22 protein-coding genes and 1 tRNA gene are annotated in these 21,411 nt (G+C 39.6%); 15 read left to right on the top strand and 8 right to left on the bottom strand.

Annotation, left to right across the window (positions count from 1 at the left end; all coding sequences use genetic code 11):
• The first annotated feature begins 1 nt into the window (after position 1).
• Positions 2-340 carry a hypothetical protein gene (locus ABDW32_RS03720; protein ID WP_343559491.1) on the top strand — a complete coding sequence of 113 codons (339 nt, stop codon included), beginning with the start codon at positions 2-4 and terminating at the stop codon, positions 338-340.
• A 32-nt stretch (positions 341-372) separates the two neighbouring features.
• Here ABDW32_RS03720 and ABDW32_RS03715 read toward each other — a convergent pair whose 3' ends face one another.
• From ABDW32_RS03715 to ABDW32_RS03705, 3 genes are all read right to left on the bottom strand, one after another.
• Positions 373-1,029: an MgtC/SapB family protein gene (locus tag ABDW32_RS03715; RefSeq protein ID WP_343559489.1), complete on the bottom strand. Its 657-nt coding sequence runs from the start codon at positions 1,027-1,029 to the stop codon at positions 373-375.
• A 62-nt stretch (positions 1,030-1,091) separates the two neighbouring features.
• Positions 1,092-3,464, bottom strand: a complete 2,373-nt coding sequence (locus ABDW32_RS03710) for an endonuclease MutS2 (RefSeq protein WP_343559486.1) — start codon at positions 3,462-3,464, stop codon at positions 1,092-1,094.
• 21 nt (positions 3,465-3,485) lie between these two features.
• Complete coding sequence (locus ABDW32_RS03705; protein ID WP_343559484.1) at positions 3,486-4,244, bottom strand: DUF4296 domain-containing protein; 759 nt, start codon at positions 4,242-4,244, stop codon at positions 3,486-3,488.
• Between the two features lie 72 nt (positions 4,245-4,316).
• Between ABDW32_RS03705 and ABDW32_RS03700 the strand changes: the two genes are divergently transcribed.
• The 10 genes from ABDW32_RS03700 (at position 4,317) to ABDW32_RS03655 (ending at position 12,259) form a co-directional block, all read left to right on the top strand.
• The gene (locus tag ABDW32_RS03700; RefSeq protein ID WP_343559482.1) at positions 4,317-5,009 is read left to right on the top strand and encodes a YggS family pyridoxal phosphate-dependent enzyme; all 693 of its coding nucleotides are present in this window, start codon (positions 4,317-4,319) and stop codon (positions 5,007-5,009) included.
• Entirely contained in the window at positions 5,002-5,454 is a 453-nt protein-coding gene (locus ABDW32_RS03695) for a GNAT family N-acetyltransferase (RefSeq protein WP_343559479.1), read from the top strand. The genes ABDW32_RS03700 and ABDW32_RS03695 overlap by 8 nt, the downstream gene beginning before the upstream one ends.
• A gap of 26 nt (positions 5,455-5,480) precedes the next feature.
• Positions 5,481-6,272, top strand: coding sequence for a DUF4163 domain-containing protein (locus ABDW32_RS03690; RefSeq protein ID WP_343559476.1), 792 nt, complete (start codon positions 5,481-5,483; stop codon positions 6,270-6,272).
• Between the two features lie 25 nt (positions 6,273-6,297).
• Entirely contained in the window at positions 6,298-7,560 is a 1,263-nt protein-coding gene (locus ABDW32_RS03685) for an aspartate kinase (protein WP_343559473.1), read from the top strand.
• Entirely contained in the window at positions 7,561-8,745 is a 1,185-nt protein-coding gene (locus ABDW32_RS03680) for a hypothetical protein (RefSeq protein WP_343559470.1), read from the top strand.
• A gap of 46 nt (positions 8,746-8,791) precedes the next feature.
• Entirely contained in the window at positions 8,792-9,781 is a 990-nt protein-coding gene (locus tag ABDW32_RS03675; protein ID WP_343559467.1) for an LLM class flavin-dependent oxidoreductase, read from the top strand.
• A gap of 59 nt (positions 9,782-9,840) precedes the next feature.
• Positions 9,841-10,650 (top strand): hypothetical protein, encoded by an 810-nt coding sequence (locus ABDW32_RS03670; RefSeq protein ID WP_343559464.1) that lies wholly within the window; start codon positions 9,841-9,843, stop codon positions 10,648-10,650.
• A 9-nt stretch (positions 10,651-10,659) separates the two neighbouring features.
• Positions 10,660-11,316 (top strand): DUF1345 domain-containing protein, encoded by a 657-nt coding sequence (locus ABDW32_RS03665; protein WP_343559462.1) that lies wholly within the window; start codon positions 10,660-10,662, stop codon positions 11,314-11,316.
• Between the two features lie 43 nt (positions 11,317-11,359).
• On the top strand, positions 11,360-11,749 hold the full coding sequence (locus ABDW32_RS03660; RefSeq protein WP_077433276.1) for a hypothetical protein: 390 nt from the start codon (positions 11,360-11,362) through the stop codon (positions 11,747-11,749).
• Between the two features lie 90 nt (positions 11,750-11,839).
• Positions 11,840-12,259: a c-type cytochrome gene (locus ABDW32_RS03655; RefSeq protein WP_343559455.1), complete on the top strand. Its 420-nt coding sequence runs from the start codon at positions 11,840-11,842 to the stop codon at positions 12,257-12,259.
• A 192-nt stretch (positions 12,260-12,451) separates the two neighbouring features.
• Here ABDW32_RS03655 and ABDW32_RS03650 read toward each other — a convergent pair.
• Positions 12,452-12,531: transfer RNA gene (locus ABDW32_RS03650), tRNA-Leu, on the bottom strand.
• 182 nt (positions 12,532-12,713) lie between these two features.
• Here ABDW32_RS03650 and ABDW32_RS03645 point away from each other — a divergent pair.
• Positions 12,714-13,670, top strand: a complete 957-nt coding sequence (locus ABDW32_RS03645; RefSeq protein WP_343559452.1) for an aldo/keto reductase — start codon at positions 12,714-12,716, stop codon at positions 13,668-13,670.
• Positions 13,671-13,913: 243 nt separating this feature from the next.
• On the opposite strand, the gene coaD is transcribed toward ABDW32_RS03645, so the two are convergent.
• The 3 genes from coaD to ABDW32_RS03630 are packed head-to-tail and all read right to left on the bottom strand — an operon-like array spanning position 13,914 to position 15,719.
• The gene (coaD, locus tag ABDW32_RS03640) at positions 13,914-14,390 is read right to left on the bottom strand and encodes a pantetheine-phosphate adenylyltransferase (protein WP_343559449.1); all 477 of its coding nucleotides are present in this window, start codon (positions 14,388-14,390) and stop codon (positions 13,914-13,916) included.
• A 1-nt stretch (position 14,391) separates the two neighbouring features.
• The gene (rsmD, locus tag ABDW32_RS03635) at positions 14,392-14,931 is read right to left on the bottom strand and encodes a 16S rRNA (guanine(966)-N(2))-methyltransferase RsmD (protein ID WP_343559446.1); all 540 of its coding nucleotides are present in this window, start codon (positions 14,929-14,931) and stop codon (positions 14,392-14,394) included.
• Positions 14,922-15,719, bottom strand: coding sequence for a DUF3822 family protein (locus ABDW32_RS03630; protein ID WP_343559443.1), 798 nt, complete (start codon positions 15,717-15,719; stop codon positions 14,922-14,924). Before ABDW32_RS03630 ends, rsmD begins: the two co-directional genes overlap by 10 nt.
• Before the next feature lie 85 nt (positions 15,720-15,804).
• Here ABDW32_RS03630 and ABDW32_RS03625 point away from each other — a divergent pair, with 85 nt between their 5' ends.
• The 3 genes from ABDW32_RS03625 (at position 15,805) to ABDW32_RS03615 (ending at position 20,353) form a co-directional block, all read left to right on the top strand.
• Positions 15,805-17,229 carry an AAA family ATPase gene (locus ABDW32_RS03625; RefSeq protein WP_343559441.1) on the top strand — a complete coding sequence of 475 codons (1,425 nt, stop codon included), beginning with the start codon at positions 15,805-15,807 and terminating at the stop codon, positions 17,227-17,229.
• Positions 17,230-17,318: 89 nt separating this feature from the next.
• A complete protein-coding gene (locus ABDW32_RS03620; RefSeq protein WP_343559438.1) occupies positions 17,319-19,805 on the top strand; it encodes a DPP IV N-terminal domain-containing protein in 2,487 nt (828 codons plus the stop codon).
• An 8-nt stretch (positions 19,806-19,813) separates the two neighbouring features.
• Positions 19,814-20,353 carry a hypothetical protein gene (locus ABDW32_RS03615; RefSeq protein ID WP_343559435.1) on the top strand — a complete coding sequence of 180 codons (540 nt, stop codon included), beginning with the start codon at positions 19,814-19,816 and terminating at the stop codon, positions 20,351-20,353.
• Between the two features lie 31 nt (positions 20,354-20,384).
• Here ABDW32_RS03615 and ruvB read toward each other — a convergent pair whose 3' ends face one another.
• Positions 20,385-21,407 (bottom strand): Holliday junction branch migration DNA helicase RuvB, encoded by a 1,023-nt coding sequence (gene ruvB, locus ABDW32_RS03610; protein WP_343559433.1) that lies wholly within the window; start codon positions 21,405-21,407, stop codon positions 20,385-20,387.
• Between the last annotated feature and the right edge of the window lie 4 nt (positions 21,408-21,411).

Below are 21,411 nucleotides of genomic sequence, written 5' to 3'. Positions count from 1 at the left end.
TATGTTAAACTATTTTTATTTCGCAGCTTTTTGGGCTTGCCAGATTGTCTCCTCTATCCTATTTAAACTGGGTGGAATTCATCCAAAATATAAATGGGCCGCGTTGATTATTGGAAATATTATTTTGCTTTCAGCAAGCTGGTTTCTAATCCAACTGTTTAAAAATGTCTCTCAGCCTATAGTTATTGCATTGTGTTCAGGTGGGACTTTTTTAACCGTTCAGCTGGCTATGGCCTTGTATTTCAAAAGCCCTCTTAGTTGGCAGCAGGTTGTCGGCATGTTTGTCATTATTGTGGGTATGGTAATGATCACCTTTGGTGGTAAAGAACAGACAGCTTAAGAGTTCTTATTATTCCAGGAAATTGATGAGTATTATTTATTATAATAAAACTCATCAATTACAATTGAACTTGCAAGCTGTTGATTAAAGCGGTCTAAATCTGTCATTTTTCCGGAAATATCATACATTACTTCCAGTTTCCCGCTGATTTTCTCGATTACACGACGTGAAGCTTTAATTTTAAAGTCCAGTGCCATTTGTTCAAATTCATGCAGAAGGTAAAATTCATTCGAACTAAATTTGATATGTAACGAACGTACAAGATAGTATCGCGATAATAGTACTTCTATCCGCTGGAAAAGTGCAAGGATAAGCACCATAAAAATGGCGAAGGAGATTGCATAAACTAATTCACCCAATCCCGCGAACATTCCAATTCCGGCTGTAGCCCAGATAACAGCTGCCGTAGTCAGACCGCTGACTGATAATTTACCTTTAAATATAACCCCAGCCCCAATAAAACCAATACCGGTAACGATATTGGCAGCTACACGGTCCGTACTATTCCCAATAAATAAACAGGATACAATCGTGAACATGGCAGAGCCAAAGCAAATCAGTACCACTGTACGGAATCCAGCCGATTTATTTCTGTATTCACGCTCAAAACCGATTAAACTGCCACACAAAATCGAAGTTAGGGCATTTAGTAAAGGCTTACTAGTCAAAAAATCAATAATGCTTTCCATCTTAAATGCTGTTGGACGATAATATAAAGAACTCCCACTGTTAAAACGGGAGTTCTTTTTTACTATAAATAAGCGTAAGTTATTCCATCACCACCACGGTCTTGGTGTTCATCCTCAAACCGGCTCACATGGCTGTATTTACGTAAGTAATCCCGAATGAATTTTCTCAAAATACCATCCCCTTTACCATGGATGATTTTTAAGGATGGATAGCCTACCATAACGGCCCTGTCCAGCACTTTTTCCAATTCATTCAGCGCATCTTCAGTTCGCATGCCACGGAGATCAATCTCCGGGTTAAAATCTGCCACGGTTCCAGCTGATAATGACTTTGATAAACTTTTAGCGGATTTTTTATTCTCTCGACCTTCAAGCTTAATGACATTCTTTCGCTTTTGTACCGTACGCAATTCCCCCATGGCAAGAATCAAATTGTTTTTTGCTATTTCAACAACCTGTGCTTCAGCACCATTATCAACAATTTGTACCCAGTCGCCTATACTCAGTTCCGAAGATTCTGTCGCTTTTTCTTTTATGACATGCTTAGCCGCCTGTTCTTTTGGCAAAACGGCTTTTAAAGCCCGATCCAAATTGTTACGTAATTCGCGGGTTTTCTCCTTATCAGCTTTCGCCGACTTAATCTGCGCAACCGTATTCTCTATTAATTTATTGGAATTTTTGATAATTTCCTGCGCTTCCTCTTTCGCCTTTTTCAGGATAATCCGCTTATTCTCTTCTAGATAACTTTGCAGCTCTAAATATTCCGATTTAAGAGATTCAAGTTCCTTTTCCTTTTTATTAATGGCAACTTTCGTGTCAAACACCTCTTTCTTCTCCCGTTCAAGGTCGATCAGTAGGGTATCTACCTTTTTCTGTTGCACACCAATTTTGCCTTTGGCAGATTCAAGGATTTCTCTGCCTAGGCCTATTTTCTGCGCGATTTCAAAAGCATAGGAACTTCCCGGTTTGCCGATCTGAAGGATATACATCGGACGCATCTCGCGGTTGTCGAATAACATAGAAGCGTTCTCCAGTCCAGTTGTATTACTCGCGAACACCTTTAAATTTGAATAGTGTGTTGTGACCACGCCCCTAATCTGCTTTTTATTCAATGACTCCAATACGGCTTCTGCAATTGGACCACCAAATAGAGGGTCCGTTCCGGTACCGAATTCATCAATAAGCACCAATGTGCGTCCACTGGCAAATTCTGTAAAATACTTCATTTTAGACAAGTGCGCGCTATAGGTACTGAGATCACTTTCAATAGATTGATCGTCACCAATATCAGCAAAAATTTGCTTGAAAACGCCTATTTTCGTTGTCGGTTCGGCGGGGATCAATAAACCCGATTGCACCATGATCTGCAACAAGCCTACTGTCTTCATACAAACTGATTTACCACCGGCATTGGGACCAGAGACGACGATAACACGTTGCAACCGATCGATCTGTATGTTTAATGGAACCACAGTGCCTTTATGATGTTCATTGAGCAGCAGTAAGGGATGGCGGGCGTTAACCAAATTGATTTCAGCTTCTTTAGATAGTTCGGGCATCTCCGCCTCGATGTCCAAGGCAAAAAGGGCTTTAGCCCTAACAAAATCGACTTTAGTCAATAAGCCATGATAAGACAGTAATAACGGAAGATGTGGCCGTACTTTATCCGTAAGTTCCACGAGTATCCGGATAACCTCCCTCCTGCGTTCAAACTCAAGATCCCTAATTTTATTGTTGAGTTGAAATACTTCTTCCGGCTCAATATAAGCAGTTTGCCCTGTAGCGGATTCATCGTGAATTAGCCCTTTAAGTTTCCTTTTGTTTTCAGCCAAAATAGGAATACATAGCCGCCCATCGCGCACAGTCAAATTGCCATCCGCTGTCCAGCCATTGTCCTGCGCATTTTTGAAAATACTGTTTATGCGTTTAAGGGCATCTTGTTCCGCGCGTTGTATTTGCTGGTTGATCTCAAGCAGTAAGCGGGAAGCATTATTTTTGAGTTTTCCACGCTCATCGATGACCATTTCAATATCACGAATGATTCCTTTCTCTATCGGCAAATGCTCGAATAATACCTCGAGATTCGGATAGAGACCTTCCCTTTCGTTAAAATAGCGGATAATGGCATAAACAGTTTTCAAAGATAATAAGACCCTAAAAAATTCTTCTTCAAGCAGAAAGGTACCTTCCACCCGCGCCTTTTCAATAATGGATTTTAAGGGAAAAAAATTTTCAACCGGAAATGCCCCATCATTGACAAGAAGATCTTTGAATTCGTTTGTCTGCCTTAAAAAACGATCTATCTGATCAAAGCGAGTTTGGGGTTGAATTTTTTCGACCAGTTCGCGGCCTGATTCGCTCAGGCATTTTTGTTTTATTTTATCTTTTATCTCGGAAAACCCGAGCTTATCTATCGCATTTAATGGATACACCATAAAATTATATTCTTTTGATGGTTAAAGTTTTGACACAGGCTTTAAAGTCTGTGGCGGAGTAAGAAGCGGTTGTGTGGGCTTCTGCTCCATTTGTTTTGGTAACCTTGCAGTGTCCTTTGCTGCCGTGCCAGGTGTTGTTGGCGGGACCACTGGATTTCCTGTCGAAGCAGGTGCTGCTGTTCCAATTGGTAAGATTGAACCACCAGTAGATAGCTGATTCATTAAATAGCTATCCAAACTAATACCTGTTTTCTGCTGGAAATTTTTATTAAACAATAACGAAGCCTCTTTAAAACTGAACTTTTCCTTACTTGGTTTGTAGTGGATAAGAGCATCAATACGTTCCTGATACTGTTGCTGTTGTCGCATCACACGACTTGTACTATCCTGGATCCGTGCATTGACAATAGAGTCTCTCGTACGGATAGAATCCAGCTTTTTGCGTTCGATATCCGTATAAAACTTATTCTCCTTGTTCAGGTTATCCTCCACTTTCTTGTAAATAGCCGACATGACCTCCGCATCTTTACCATAATAGTCCAGGTTCTTCTTAAAAGACACAGAGTCCAGTCCGTATTTATCAAAAGTTACCTGGTACAAAGGCACCATCACTTTGCGTGCACTATCAATGGGCAAGATATTGAGATATGAATCTATCAATTGAATTTCTGTCAAAGCATCTACAAATTTGCTTTGTGAGATAATATCCTTCTCTTCTGGTCTTACACAGGAACCAAATAAAAAAATCACCGCAAGTAGATTCAGTATTAATCGTAGCATTTCGTAGTTTTGTACAAATTTACAAAAAGCACCGACATTTGGCACTTTTTACATCATCAAACTATATCGGAAATGAGCATTGCGAGTAATTTAGAAGCTTTAAGATTGGAAACCGAAGCGAAGGGCGTGCAGCTTGTAGCGGTTTCAAAAACAAAGTCCAATTCAGAAATCATGGAAGCCTACGAGGCTGGTCAACGTGTTTTTGGTGAAAATCATGTTCAAGAATTAATTGAGAAAGCAGAGCTTTTACCCAAAGATATTCAATGGCATATGATTGGACATTTACAAACAAATAAAGTAAAATATATTGCGCCGTTTGTTAGCTTAATTGCTTCTGTAGACTCCTTAAAACTTTTAAAGGAAATTAATAAACATGCAATAAAGGCAGATCGTATTATCGATTGTTTATTGCAGGTTTATATTGCCGATGAGGACACTAAATTTGGTTTGGATCATGCGGAACTGATCGAGCTGCTCCGTGATGAAGAATTTCTCGAGTTAAAAAATATCCGTATTTGTGGACTGATGGGAATCGCATCCAATACAGACAATGAAAAAGTAGTAAAAGCAGAGTTCTATGAATTAAAGATGTTATTTGATGGCGTTAAAGCGAGTTTCTACCGCAAAGACGATTATTTTAAAATACTTTCCATGGGAATGTCATCGGATTACAAATTAGCGATTGAAGAAGGATCCACGATGGTTCGTATCGGAAGCACAATTTTTGGCAAAAGAGTAATTAAACACTATAAAAATAATGGCTAAAGCAATTATACGCGCTGCAACAAAATCCGACTGTCCACAGATGCTGGAGCTAATCAAAGAATTGGCAGTCTATGAGAAAGCGCCAGATGAAGTAACCGTTTCCCTCACGGAGTTTGAAGAAGCCGGATTTGGACAAAATCCTATTTGGGGAGCATTTGTCGCAGAAATGAGCGGAGAAATTGTTGGAATTTCATTATATTATGTCAGATACTCAACTTGGAAAGGAAGAAGACTTTACCTAGAGGATTTAATCGTTACCGAAAAAATGCGTGGCCTAGGAATGGGCAAACAACTGTTTGACAGGACACTTGCCTACGGAAAAGAATGTGGCTATCACGGAATGGTATGGCAAGTTTTGGACTGGAATGAGTCTGCCATAAAATTCTATGAACGATATAAAGCTGATTTTGATTCGGAGTGGATTAATGTGTCGATCACTTATTAAAAATTAACAGAGGAAAAATCAATTCAATGCGGCATTATCTCTTTTTGGAAATTTTATTTATAGGCTGCCTGTTGCATTCATGTCAAAACAAAGGCACCACCCCAGCTATAAAACAACTTGGGGATACCCTTGTTTATCAGAGAAAAATGGTTGATGAACATAGTAACTATTTTCTAAAGGAAGATGACCAATTGGATACTACTTATTTTCGGGCAAGTTATCCGGTCTTCGAGGAAGGTAAGATCAATGCCCTGATTTCTTCTATTGTTCATCTCGAGGGAGATACCAGTATGGAAGAAGCCGCCCGCCGTTTTATCAATGCTTATAACGAATATGTGGATGATAACAATGGTAAATCCACGGCTACCTGGAATCGAGATCTCCAGGTAGATGTTGTAGCAAATACGCCTGCTTATCTCGCTATACGAACAAAACAGGAGGAATATACAGGCGGAGCACATGGCGATCATGTAACCTTATATTCAAACTTTGATCGACAGTCGAATAATCCCATTACAATTGATGATATCATTCGTAAGCAGGATAAAGACAGATTCATGACCATAGCCGAACAGTGCTTTCGTAAACAGGAAGGATTGGCCACGGACGATTCCCTGAATGGAAAATATTTTTTTGAAGATGGTAAGTTTTCACTTGCAGATAACTTCACATTTGAGAAAAACGAACTTTTATTCTACTATAATATTTATGAAATTAAATCTTATGCTGAAGGCGGCACGGAGTTACGTATTCCCTATACAACTTTTAAAGATCTAATCTCAGAAAAAGGATTACATTATATCAATAGCATCAATTAGCAATCAACTAAACTCAATAAAATAAATGCAGGTTTTTAAATTTGGCGGTGCATCAGTAAAGGATGCGGAAAGTGTCAGAAATTCAGCGAAGATTATTTCGAAATACAAAGGTGAAGCTTTGTTGGTCGTTATATCTGCCATGGGTAAGACAACAAACCTTCTGGAAAAATTGACCCGGGAATATTATAATCATACAGGCTTGCAGTTTCAGACCCTTGAAGAAGCCAAAGCATTCCATTTTCAAATTCTTCAGGACCTATTTCCCAATACTGAGCATCCTATTTTCGATGAGATTTCCAACTGTTTCGTCGAGATCGAATGGATTTTGGAAGAGGATCCACAAGACTCTTATGATTATCTCTTTGACCAAATTGTGTCGATGGGCGAACTGATCTCTACCAAAATCGTGGCTGCATATGTAGCTTTTATCGGCGAAAAGGTCAAATGGCTGGATGCACGCGACTATATCCTAACCGATAATACCTACCGCGAAGCCGTGGTGGATTGGAGTAAAACAGAAGAGAAAATCCGTGCCGAACTTCCATCCATATTAGATGAATATATTGTCATTACACAGGGGTTCCTTGGTTCTACATCGGAGAATTTTACGACAACTTTAGGCCGCGAAGGGTCCGATTATTCTGCGGCTATATTTGCGTCATGTTTAAATGCTGAAAATGTAACAATCTGGAAAGACGTCCCAGGCGTTCTCAATGCTGATCCGAAATGGTTTGAAAAAACTGAACTGATTCCCGAACTATCTTATACCGATGCTATTGAACTTACCTATTATGGTGCGACAGTAATCCACCCGAAAACGATCAAACCGTTGCAGAATAAGAAAATTGCTTTAAATGTGCGCTCTTTTGTTGACCCAGATTCTCCGGGAACAATAATTAGAAGTACAAATCAGACATTACCGGTTCCTTCGTTTATATTTAAAGTAAATCAGATTTTTGTCTCAATTTCACCACGGGATTTTTCATTTATCGTGGAAGATAACCTCAGAGATATCTTTAATCTTTTCCACCAACATCGCATCAAAATCAATATGATGCACAATACGGCCATCAATTTCACCGTCTCGGTGGACGATACCGGAAAGAACGTCGTGGATTTAATTAATGATCTTGAACAGCGGTTTAAAGTTACCTATGAGTCTGGCCTTGAACTAATCACGATCCGTTATTATAACCAGGAGACTATTGATCGTGTTTTGGTTGATAAAGAAGTGATCAGTGAATTAAAGGATAGATATACTTGCCAGCTTCTCGTTAAGAAAATATAAATGAATACATTAATTCTTCAAAAGGAGGTACAGCTGTTTTTGGAAAAACACCTAAAAGAGTCTCCTGCTAAAATAGCTTTAAAGAAATCTCCTTTTGAAGGAATATCGTCTTCTGAACTAGCTGCACAGCTGGATGGTAAGCAGCGTGCGGGGACTAAAATCCCATTATGGACGACAACTCCGGGAATCTATTTTCCCGCGAAACTGAATCTGGAACAATGTTCATCTGAAAAAACAGCACTATTTAAAAGCTCGCTTATTCAAGAAGGCACACGTTTAATTGATGCAACCAGTGGTTTTGGCGTCGACAGCTTTTATTTTTCGACACGTGCAAAACAAGTCATATCCTGTGAGCTCAACCCGGATCTGGCGCAGATTTCATCGCATAATGCCAAGGTCTTATCTGCGACAAATATCGAGGTTATAGCGACAAACGGTGTAGATTATATCCTTAATAATTCACAGGAATATGATTATATATACTTGGATCCTTCGCGCAGGGTTCAGAATAAGAAAGTATTTCTGCTGGATGAATGTGAACCTAATTTGGTGGAACTACAGCATCGCTTTTTTGAACGATCTCATATTATTATCAGCAAGCTCGCGCCATTATTGGATATTTCTTCGGCATTAGGTATGTTGAGTCATGTAAAGGATGTGTATGTTGTTTCCTTACAAAATGATTGTAAAGAACTTATTTTCATCCAAAAGAAAGATTTTGAAGGTGAGCCGGTCATTCATGCCGTCCGACTGTTCAAAGAGGAACAACAGGTCATCTCCTTTACTTATTCGGAAGAACGCAGTACCCTTGTGGAGTACAGTGCGCCTCTATCCTATCTTTATGAGCCAGATGTTGCCCTGACCAAGGCTGGTGCTTTTAAAACAATTGCCTCTCTTTTTGGAATAAAAAAACTACACAAAAGTACTCATTTATATACGTCAGATCGGAAAATCCCAGATTTCCCAGGCAAAATATTTAAGATAAAGGAGGTTGAATCTTTTACAGAATTCAAGAAAAACAAAACTCCGTTACAAGCTGATATTATCGCAAAAAATTTCCCCTTAAAAACGGAAGAGATAAAAAAGAAATTTAAGATTAAAGACAGCGGCGACAGCTTTAGCTTATTCACCACAGTATTGAATGATCAGCTAATTGTCATACATACACAACGAATCATAGAATAGACAATTTCATTACAATTGTCCTATTTCTTCTATGTAATTTTAATGTATGGATAAAATCGTATTATCAGCATTAGATTTAGCTCCCATCAAAAAAGGAGAAAATACCGCCAGTGCAATTGATCGCAGTGTAAAAATTGCCCGACATATCGAACAACTAGATTTTAAAAGAATCTGGGTTGCCGAACACCATAATATGGAATACATCGCAAGTTCGGCCACCTCCTTACTTATACAACACATCGCTTCCAATACAAGCCGAATTAGAGTTGGTTCAGGCGGAATCATGTTGCCCAATCATGCACCCTTAGTGATTGCGGAACAATTTGGCACCTTGGAAACATTATTTCCGGGTCGGATCGATCTTGGTTTAGGCCGTGCGCCGGGTACGGACCAATTGACTGCAATGGCTTTGCGGAGAAACAATCTAAATACCGCATTCCAATTTCCGCAGGAGGTAAAAGATCTCCAACGGTATTTTAGTACCGATAATTATGATGCAAAAGTACGTGCATTCCCCGGTGAGGGACTGGAAATCCCACTGTATATTTTAGGTTCCAGTACGGATAGTGCTTACTTAGCCGCTAGCTTAGGGCTTCCCTACGCTTTCGCCACGCATTTTGCTCCAGCGCAATTTGCATCGGCGAGTATGATATATCATCAGAACTTTGTACCCTCGAAGGTATTGGATAAACCCTATTTTATTTCTTGTGTCAATGTGATTGCTTCCGATACGAACGAAGAAGCCGAGTTTTTGTCCACGAGCTTTTTTAATTTATTTGCCGGCATTGTAACGAATACAAGAAAACCTTTATCTCCGCCTACAGAAGAGGTCATTTATAAGGGAATTCCAGCCATCGAACAAGCTGTACAGAGCATGGCTTCCTGTGCCTTTGTCGGGGATAAAAATAAGATCGGCCCTGAGATAGAAAAATTTGTCAAAGATCATAAAGTTGATGAAATTATGGCTACATCCTATATCTTTGACGATGAAAAATGCCTCAAATCCTTTTCTTTACTTCAGGAAGCGCTCTCCTAAAAAAATCTTCAGGTCTTATATGTCGTGAATTTTATATATTTAAATAAAATTCACGGCATATGAACAATTATTCTGCTTTTACTTTCCTATTTACACTGCTTTTTATTCAAGCTTGTGATAGCCCTTTTACCAAAAAGAAAGGTACTGCGATAGATTCGACTATCACGAAAGATGACACATCTTTGATATCGAAAGATAGTGCCAGGTTATCCGTAGCTGCTACATCCGACAGCTCAAAGGGACAGATTTTCTTAGTACGCAGTTATCGCATCTGGGAAAAGGAAGATCCAACCGCAGTATTGAACAATGATTGGTTTGATCTTTATGAGCTCGAAGGAAAGTATTATTTGGACAAAGTGGATTATGAAGTCAAGGATGGTTATGATGAGTGTGCTCAGGTCCCCTCAAAAAGTGTTGAGTCGAAAAGGAACTCCCTTTTGTTTTTAAATATAAAAGGATTGAAAACAGGAGCATTGGAGAACGTAAAGATAAACCACTCAGAAATATGGCCCAAGGAATCCGTGGAATATAATTTTAGAAAGCAGCATGTTATACTCAAAGGGTCGGGAGATATAAAATCCACCGAAGTACAGACCGACGAAAAAGGACATGAAAAAATATTTCACGAAGTAGCCAATTATAAGCTCAACGCAACCTTTGGAGGAAGGAATGAATTGACATTATTTCAAAAAGATCAATATGAACATGTATTTATGTCCACGCAGTTTGTCGGCGATATAGATCGGGACGGACAGTTGGATTTTATTTTTTCCAATCCAAGTCACTACGAGGAAGAAGCGCTCCTATTGTTTCTTTCCAATAGTGGAAATCCATTGATTTTCGAAGCAAATGAGCAATTTGATTGTTAATCTACGACCATGGGAAAAATAAAAACAGCCCTACATCAAATGAAGTCCATTCATCGGGCTTTAATAGCAATTTGCGCCTTTATCCTTACATATCTGCTCTCCCCGATTAAATCCTTGCCCTTGCTAGGCCTGGTGTTATGCTGGTTTGGATTTTGTGTTTCTTATATACTGCTTTCTTGGTACACATTCTATACAATGCCGGTGTCTTCCATAACAAAAAAGGCACAACAAGAAGACGGCAGCCGACTTTTTGTGTCTCTATTTATTATACTAGTTACCATCAGTTGTTTTATTTCAGTCCTAATGATTATTATATCAAGCAAGAGTAAGCAACTTGACGACTCTTACATTATTGCCATTTGCATGCTTGCCATGGTGGCTTCGTGGTGCTTGGTTCATACAATATATACTTTTCATTATGCTCGTCTGTACTATGAAAACGGTTCCGATGGTAGTGGCCTGGAGTTTCCGGGGAATGATAAGCCAGACTATTTGGACTTTGCTTATTTTTCTTTTGTTATGGGCTGTACATTCCAGGTTTCTGATGTGGGTATCTCGTCAAAAAAAATTAGACGTATCGTCTTATTTCATGGCTTACTCTCCTTTACATTAAATACTTTTGTTGTCGCATTGACGATCAATATCATTTCCGGTCTGATCAATTGAGTTTTTGATCCAAAAACCGTATTTTAGTCCAAAATATATACACATGAAGTTTTTCCATCCATTAGTCGCGCTTGTTTTATGCCTTATTACAGTTGTTTCATGTAAAAAGAATGAAACTTCCGATGGAGAAACAACAGATGCCTCTGGAAGTTTTATCGGTAGAGTCCAATTTCAGAGCAGCTCGTTGTCGGTTGATCGATCCAATCGATTGATCCGTATTCAGCGCGAGGGAAATCCGGAATCTTATAAAATTGAGTTTTTTACCGGGGTTCCGAATATTACAGGTGTTCGCTTTACTAAGGTCAACGACAGTACCTGGATCTCCAACGATACCGCCAAACTAAAAGATGTGAGAATCCAGGGGAAACTGTTAAAAATTGATTACCAATTGGAAGGTCAGTCCTGGACGGTTACAGAAGCTATTCGTAAATAATAATCAATCTAAATTGTCATAATAATTTCATTTTTCATTGCTTAAGTATTCCATTATTCTTACATTTAGTTAAGCATAAGGAAAAGAGAAATGAAACACATAAAAAAGATTGGAGCTATTGCTTCTGTATTTGCTATAGCCATTGCCTTGAGTGCATTTAGTTTCCAACAGGAAAAGCCTCAGGAAGATCCTAAACCAACAAATCTGAAAGTTCTCCCAAAAAACATTTCGCATGACGAATTGATCGCAACAATGAAAGAGTTTAATGTTGCATTAGGTGTCAAATGCGGATTTTGCCATGCGCCTTCAAAAGAAGATCCTAAAAAGATGGACTTTGCGAGCGACGAAAACCCTAAAAAAGAAGTTGGTCGCGCAATGATCAAGATGACACAAAAGATTAATAAAAAGTATTTCAATCGCAGTTGGGACAGCTCTCCAGCTAAAGCGATTTCCTGTAAAACTTGTCATGGCGGTAAAGCCGAGCCAGAGATGGTATTAGCGAAAAACTAATCAAACTATATATTTTACGTAACACCATCGGATTCCTACCCGATGGTGTTTTTTTATTCGTTCAATCTTATTCGCTGAGTTTTATTTTTGTTGTTTTCGAATGCGATTTTGCATTTAGCCTATCCAAAACATGTTCTGTCAGAAGGAAAATATAAATAAAAAAGGCTTTTCAATATGAAAAGCCTTTTGTTGTACCCGGAGCCGGAGTCGAACCGGCACGGTTTCCCACTGGTGTTTGAGACCAGCGCGTCTACCAATTCCGCCATCCGGGCATATCCGTTTGGGATGATGCAAAAGTAAGGAAAGTTTTTATTTTTCCAAAGCCCCCCCTATTACTTTTCCTAAACTACCTGAAAATGAATCAGAAATTTTTTATAAAATTATTTATAATGCCGTTTCGAAGGTCTAACTGGCATTTTTTTATTAGTTTTAAAAAGGAAATAATAGGCAACTCATGGAAAAGGTTAAGTTAGGCAATAGTGAAATTGAATTTAAACCGATCATTTTTGGCGGGAATGTATTTGGTTGGACTGTCGATGAGCAACAGTCCTTTGCTCTTTTGGATGCATTTGTCGATATGGGCTTTAGCTTTATAGATACATCCAACAACTATTCTCATTGGGTCCCAGGTCACACCGGATCAGAGTCCGAATCCATCATTGGGAAATGGATCAATAAACGGGATATCCGGGATAAAATTCAAATTGCCACCAAGGTTGGTGGTCGTCGGGCCGGCAATGACAGGCCCAATTTAAAAAAAGAACACATTATAAAGTCGGTTGACGAATCGCTCATGAGATTACAGATTGACACCATAGATCTTTATCAGTCACATCATGATGATCTTTCAACGGCAATAGACGAAACACTTGAAGCTTACCAACAATTGGTACTGGCAGGCAAAGTAAAATGGATTGGAGCCTCCAATTTAAGTCCCGAGCGTATTAAAGAGTCCTTACTGATCGCAGAACAGAACAATCTCCCTGCCTATATTTCCATTCAGCCCGAATATAATTTATATGACCGCTCAAAATATGAGCAAGATTATGAACAGCTCGCACTCGAAAATCATTTAGGTGTGATCACTTATTATTCTTTGGCCAGCGGATTTCTTTCAGGAAAATATAAGTCAGTGGATGATATTAAAAATGCGAAACGCTCCGATGCGCTAAAAGGCCGGTTTAATGACCGAGGACTCCGTATTCTCGACGCCTTAGCCCAAGTAGCCCACGGTCGACAAGTCGCGATGCCTACAATTGCGCTCGCATGGATTCTGCATCGGCCTTCAGTAAGCGCGCCCATCGTAAGCGCTACTTCTCTGCAACAGCTTGAAGAATTAACCCATGCAACCAAGATAAATTTGTCTTCCGAAGAAATGTCTCTATTAGATACGGCTAGTGCCTATGGATAAATCTGGTCCAGACATTCTAACAAACTGACGATAAGTCGTTTAATCTCAACCTTATCATCATTCAGAATATTATTTGGCACCTATATGGCTAAAATCGTCACACTAGCGACCTAAAACTAAACATACGATTCACAACAAGATACATAAAATACTGTTTTTCAATTAAAAACAAATGCGGGCAAAATAAAATTTTGTCCGCATTTCGTTAAAAAACATATGTGTTTAGCGCCTAATGACGAACTATTATGGCTTCCTCTCATTTAACAATGCGAGCACTTCAGTGGGCACCATCGCCCTGATATCCCCTCCATTAAACCATACATCCCGCACGATGGTTGAAGATATATGTGCTTTCCCAGACCTACTCATCAAAAAATAACTTTCAACAACCGGGTTTAACAACAGATTATTTTGTGCGATCGCATTCTCAAATTCAAAATCTCCCGTATTTCGCAAACCACGTAATATAAATTTAGCACCAACTTTCTGGCAGAAATCCACAGTCAAACCATTATACTTCATCACTTCGATTACATTGACATCCCGAAAGACCTCTTGTATGCATTTGACCCGTTCATCATGGTCCAACATGCCCTTTTTATTTGCATTATACCCAACAGCAATTATGATTTTATCAAATAACGGCAAAGCTCGTTCGACTAGATCTTGATGGGCTAACGTGAAGGGATCAAATGAGCCTGGAAAAACAGCAATTTTCATACTATAAAGAATTTGTGTAAAATGAGAAAGATGAATACCCGTACTTTCTGGTTTCTATAAAATTCGGATGTTCTTCCATTTGCCTTGTAGATGGATGTTCGACAATAAGAAGCCCATTATCATTTAATAGATTGTTTTCGAGAATCAATTTTGGCAGTTGAGGTAGCTTTGGAATATCATAAGGCGGATCTGCAAAGATTAAATCATAGGTACTTTTGCAGCTGGTAATAAATTTAAAAACATCCGCTTTCTTGGCTTTTATCTGCTCCAGCTTCATTTTTTTTGCTGTGTCCATAATGTATTGTACACATTTAAAATTTAAATCGACCGAATCCACATGTTCCACTCCTCGTGAAGCTAACTCAAAACTAATATTCCCCGTTCCAGCAAAAAGATCAAGGCAATTTAAGCCATCAAATTCTAAGCGGTTCTGCAGAATATTAAACAGAGCTTCCTTCGCGATATCTGTGGTTGGCCTTACCGGTAAATTGCTGGGTGGATTCAGCCTTAGACCACCGATTTTACCCCCTATTATTCGCATAATATTGAATCAAATAACACATTATATGCTGTTAAATTACCACTGACCTCCTGATCTGCCAAAGCTACTTTTGTTTTTAGATCCAATATTTCAACATCTCCCGCATAGGATGCAATTCGTTTATAATACGAATCATTGGGCACCTCACCGGAAAGGAGTACCTTATCAATTGACCCGCCAAGGTTAAATTGACTCAATATATTCAACACATAATAACTAATATCATCCAGATTATGGATTTCAAAGCTATTGTAAAGTTGGAAAACTCCATTTTTGAATAGGTAAAAGTCAACAATAGTATCAGCGACGAAATGTAGCCCCAGCACACTACCCCTAATTGCTATGCGTTCCTGCGCCCGATCCAATACAACTGCAAACTCAGGAAGAATAACAGCATCCGGAAACAGTCTTAGCCAACGATTCAAAAGCAACTTATCAAATTGATATAAAGCAACAAAGCCAAGGTTATCTAAATGGTAAATAAATGTATTTTCAAGATCTGAAGTCCCTAGGAACTGTACATATTGCGCAATATTATCCTCCTGAAAGACCTCTTTAGGTATAAATGTAAAACTCTGGTGCGGAATAACAATCCGAACGAACCGAAAAGGTAAACTCATTATTCTTGTCGCATCTAAGATTGGCTCCTCCGAAGGGTATTCTATCAGTATAGGTACCACTGACTTCTTATCGACTACCGCTAACACATCTTTTTGAAAGCCAGCTTTTACCAAAAGATTATACTCAGGTAAATAATGAATGTTAAATTGTTTTGAAATATAATTCATTCGCTGAATTGTAAAAATAAAAACTTGTTAAAGCAAAAATAGCTTTTTCTGAAGGATAAGACAAACCTTTTAAATAACTTTGGGCGTGTTCATCAAAAACCTGTTAATACAACAATTCCCTTGGCAGCCCACTGCACAGCAGCTGGAAGCATTCGAGTTATTGGAGGAGTTTCTGCTCGCATTTGACAAGCAGTCCTGTTTTGTCCTTAAAGGCTATGCCGGGACTGGAAAAACAACATTGATCGCGGCGCTGGTCAAAGTACTGCCTGTGCTAAAAAAACGTGCTGTGCTTTTGGCCCCCACAGGTCGAGCTGCCAAAGTGATGAGCTATTATTCCGGGCGAAAAGCACTGACCATCCACAAAAAGATTTATCGAAAGAAATCCGCTATTTCCTTTCAACTCGACTTTACATTGGCGGAGAATTTACACGAGGACACCCTATTTATCGTTGATGAAGCTTCTATGATTTCCAATGAATCGGTAAGCGTATTTTCAAAAAGTCTCTTAAATGACCTGTTCAGATATGTACAATCCGGCAAAAATTGCAGCCTCCTGTTCGTTGGTGATACTGCCCAATTACCGCCGGTGGGCTTATTGGACAGCCCCGCCTTGAACCCCAATTATCTTGAACATGAATTTCATCTTTGTGTGTATCCCTACGAATTGACCACTGTGGTCCGACAGGCTCAAGATTCGGGAATATTGTACAATGCAACAAAAATACGGAACGAGATCATATCCGCTGAGGAAGGACAGCTTGACTTTCCTTTTCCAAAATTCATAACAAAAGGATTTAAAGACCTTTACCGCATGACAGGAGAACGATTGATTGAAGGGATAAATTACGCTTATGACAAATATGGCATTGAAAATACCATGATTATATGCCGTTCAAATCGCTCCGCTAACCTATACAATCAGAACATCCGCAATAGAATACTTTTTAGAGATGAAGAATTAACGGGTGGAGATTACATCATGGTGGTGAAAAACAATTACTTCTGGCTACAGGAAAATAATATGGGCGATGGTTTTATTGCAAATGGTGATATGGCTAAAGTCCGGAAGGTAAGTAATATCCACGAGCAACATGGCTATAGATTCGCGGATGTCACACTCGAATTTGTGGATATTGATGAAATCGAACCCATTACCTGCCGTGTTATCTTGGATAGTCTTTATACGGATGGCCCCAACCTCTCCTATGAAAGTCAAAAAAATCTGTATGAAGAGATTGGTATGGACTATGCAGATATTTTAGATAAGAAAGATCGACTGGAAGCCATTAAAAAAGACCCCTATTATAATGCACTCCAGATTAAATTTGCATTTGCAATTACCTGCCACAAAGCACAAGGTGGCCAATGGCCGATTGTTTTTGTTGACCAGGGCTATATCAATGATGAAATGTTGGATCTTGAATTTCTGCGTTGGTTGTATACCGGCATTACTCGGGCAACAGAGGAACTTTTTTTGGTAAATTTTAATGAAAACTTCTATCCATCATAGGATTATTACATGAATCATTCGTATGACTGTATAATATTGAATATTTTAGTGGCCAAAACCAAGATTACACAATTATCTATATTTATTTGATGCATAAGTTCTATTTTATTTTTGCAGCCAGTTTATTACCCTACTTTAGCTCGGCGCAGCAGATTCCGGAGCATTCGGTAAAACCTAACTATCAATTGGCTGCCAAATTTTCCCCAGAGAAATTAAAAAAAATGATTTTCTCGACGACCATCAAACCAAACTGGATCAACTTCTCAGATCGCTTTTGGTACGATTACGCAAGTCCACAAGGCAAAAACTGGTATATCGTCAATCCATCACTTAAAAAGAAAGAACCTCTTTTTGATAGCGAAAGCGTTGCTGCACAAATAACAAAGATTGTCAAAAATCCCGTTGATGCACAACACCTGGACTTACAAGGCTTAAGATTCACTAAAGATGAAAAAAAGATCAGATTCCAGGTTCAGAGCACGAAAGATACCCTGAAGTCCAAAGATGAGATTGAAAAACTTAAAAACAAGTCAGACACAACAAAGAAAAAGCTCTTTTATTTGGAATATGATTTCGCATCGAAAACAGTAAATGAAATCAGTGATTCTACAAAGGTTAAAGCTCCGCTGGCTTGGGCAAGCTTTTCTCCGGACACCAATACGATCTATTTCGCCAAAGACTTTAATCTGTATTGGATGGATAAGGCCAACTATCTCAAAGCAGTCAAAAATGAGAAGGATAGTACGATTGTCGAGCACCAGATCACGAAGGATGGCGTACAATATTACGCTTGGGGTGGCGATGAATATAGTACTACCACGGGCGACGAAAAGGACAAAGACAATGAAACGAAACGTAAACGCGTATGGATAAGCTGGTCACCGGATGGCCGCTATTTTACCTTGACCAGAAAAGATAACCGGTCGTTGCGACCTTTGTGGGTGATCAACAATGTTGGTTCAGCCCGTCCTACCCTGGAGACTTATAAATACCAAATGCCGGGTGAAGTTGATTCAACTGAAACTGAATTCTATATCTTTGAAGCAGCGACAAAGACCCCACGCCGCATAAATATAGCCGCTTTTAAAAACCAGACCATTTCCAACTGGACCAAAACCCCGGACAAAAATTCATATAAGGAAGATTATTATATTAACTACTGGCTGGGTAACAACGAAGAATTTTATATTTCACGCTCCAGCCGTGATTTAAAAAGAATAGATCTCCTAAAGGTAAATGTAAATGGAACTGTAAACCCTATTATTCAGGAACGATCCAATGTGTATCTGGATGTTCAAAAACCGCTTTTGACCGAAAATGGCAAGCGATTGGTTCACTGGTCAGAAAGAGATGGATGGGGACATTACTACTACTATGACACGAATGGTAAGCTTCTTAATCAAATCACTAAGGGAAGTTTTCACTGCGAAGAAATTACAGGGATAGATCCGACGACACAGACACTGTTTTTCACGGCGTCTGGCCGCGAGAAAAATGAAGATCCCTACTACCTCCACCACTATAGCGTCAATCTGAACGGAAATGGAATTAAACTTCTGAATCCCGGAAACTTTGATCATCAGATTGAAATGAGCGAGTCGTCCAAATATTTTGTAAACAACTCTTCAAGAGTGAATACAGTGCCCGAATCTGTGTTATTGAACAGCAATGGACAAAAGATCATGACTCTCGAAAAGGCCGACCTTTCGCTTTTATTTGCTGCGGGCTATAAATTCCCCGAACCATTTAAGGTAAAAGCCGGAGATGGCACGACGGACCTCTATGGCGTCATGTACAAGCCTTTTGATTTTGATAGCACAAAGACCTACCCCATTGTAGAATATGTTTATCCAGGGCCACAAACAGAGGCTGTCAATAAATCTTTTGGACGTAGCATGGACCGAATCGACCGATTGGCTCAATTTGGCTTTATCGTAGTCACTGTCGGTAACCGAGGTGGTCACCCATCCCGTTCACAATGGTACCATACCTATGGTTATGGCAATCTGCGTGATTATGGATTGGAAGACAAAAAGGTGACAGCGGAACAGCTTGCTGACCGTTATAAATTTATCGACATCAATCGTGTAGGTATCACAGGCCACTCTGGCGGTGGATTTATGTCCACAGCAGCTATGCTTGTCTACCCAGACTTCTTTAAAGTTGCCGTATCCGGAGCCGGCAACCATGAGAATCAGATTTATAACCGCTGGTGGAGCGAGCGCCATCATGGCGTCACAGAAAAAGTATCGGCAAAAGGCGATACGACTTTTTCATACCAGATCAATAAAAATACGGAATTGGCCAAGAATCTAAAAGGAAGGCTCTTGATAGCGACTGGCGATATTGACAACAATGTACATCCTGCAAACTCGATTCGGATGGTCGATGCACTGATCAAGGCAAATAAGCGATTTGATTTCCTGCTCTTACCCGGTCAAAGACATGGATTTGGTGATATGACAGAATATTTCTTCTGGAAAATGGGTGATTATTTCAGTCAATATCTCTTGGGTGATTCTAAAATGAACGAAGTCGATATGACAGAGATGAACAGAGAAAAACCTCAAAAGTAAGCGGGTTTATGACCTACACCGACAAAATAAAGTTTTTATCCGTTACCTTAAGATCATTTGAGGTAACGGATTTTTCTTTAGATATGCTCGCGGGCATTAGCCTTCAGGATTTGCTCAGCCTTTCTCTGGAAAAAGATAAAAAGATTTCTTTCCGGGCCGCATGGGTATTCGAAACAATTGTACTAAAGGATACAACTTTGCTACAAGGGCTTTTACCGCAATTCTTTGATAATTTGAAAAACCAGAAAAATTGGAGCTGTCTGAGAAGCTATAGTAAAATTTTGATATACCTGACTTCTAAAAAGAATAAGAGCTATCTTCTTGATGACAAGACCGAAGAACAACTCATTGAACACGCTTTTCAATGGATGATAGACCAGCAATGCCCTGTTGCGGTTTTGGTCAATTGCTTGGATATCTTAAATAATCTGAGCAAGAAACATCCTTGGGTAAAAGAAGAACTCCTTGCGCAGATAAGTCATTTTCAAAAGATAAAACCTAGCCCGGCATTACTAAGCCGCACAAACCGAATCCTCCAAAGAGGCTGAGCAAAGCACTTTTTTTAATAATTCGTGGAAATTAAAACAAGGTATTCCCTTTTGGATTAGCTGTACGACCGAGGTGTCTATAGGCAGCTTCAGTACATTCACGTCCTCTCGAAGTACGCATAATATAACCTTCCTGAATCAAAAAGGGCTCGTATACCTCTTCGATTGTCCCCTCATCTTCTCCTACAGCTGTCGCAACAGTTTTAAGCCCTACAGGCCCGCCTTTGAATTTATCAATGATTGTTGTCAGGATCTTATTGTCCATTTCATCGAGGCCATTTTCATCCACGTTCAGTGCATTCAGCGCATATTTCGCAATTTCTTGGTCGATACTTCCATTTCCCTTTATCTGCGCAAAATCTCGTGTACGACGTAATAATGCATTGGCTATCCTTGGCGTACCTCTACTCCTACGCGCAATTTCAAAGGCACCTTCATCAGAAATCGGTGTATTCAGGATTTGTGCAGAACGAAGCACGATCGTGGTCAATAGCTTTGCATCATAATATTGAAGCCGAGAATTGATCCCAAAACGCGCACGCAATGGAGCTGTTAGCAGACCCGACCGCGTCGTTGCTCCAATAAGCGTAAAAGGATTCAACGAAATCTGCACGGAACGGGCATTAGGGCCTGTCTCCAGCATGATATCGATCTTAAAATCTTCCATCGCTGAATAAAGATACTCTTCCACCAAAGGACTTAAACGATGGATCTCATCGATAAACAGTACGTCGCCCTCCTCCAGATTTGTCAATAGCCCCGCCAGATCTCCCGGCTTGTCCAATACAGGGCCTGAAGTAATTTTTATACCCACCCCCATTTCATTCGCAATAATATGCGAAAGGGTTGTTTTACCCAGTCCCGGAGGACCATGTAATAAGACGTGATCCAACGCTTCTCCTCGCAATCGCGCAGCTTTCACAAAAATATTTAGATTCTCCAATATTTTTGCCTGCCCCGTGAAATCTTCAAAAACCTGAGGACGCAATGCCCGTTCGATATCGCGATCGGTATTGCTCAAACGTTCAGGATTTGGATCTAAATTCTCGTTCATCAAC

Source organism: Sphingobacterium sp. (assembly GCF_039596235.1).
GTDB lineage: Bacteria > Bacteroidota > Bacteroidia > Sphingobacteriales > Sphingobacteriaceae > Sphingobacterium.
The sequence above is the reverse complement of the archived record's forward strand: the minus strand, read 5'-3'. Positions and strand labels throughout refer to the sequence as shown.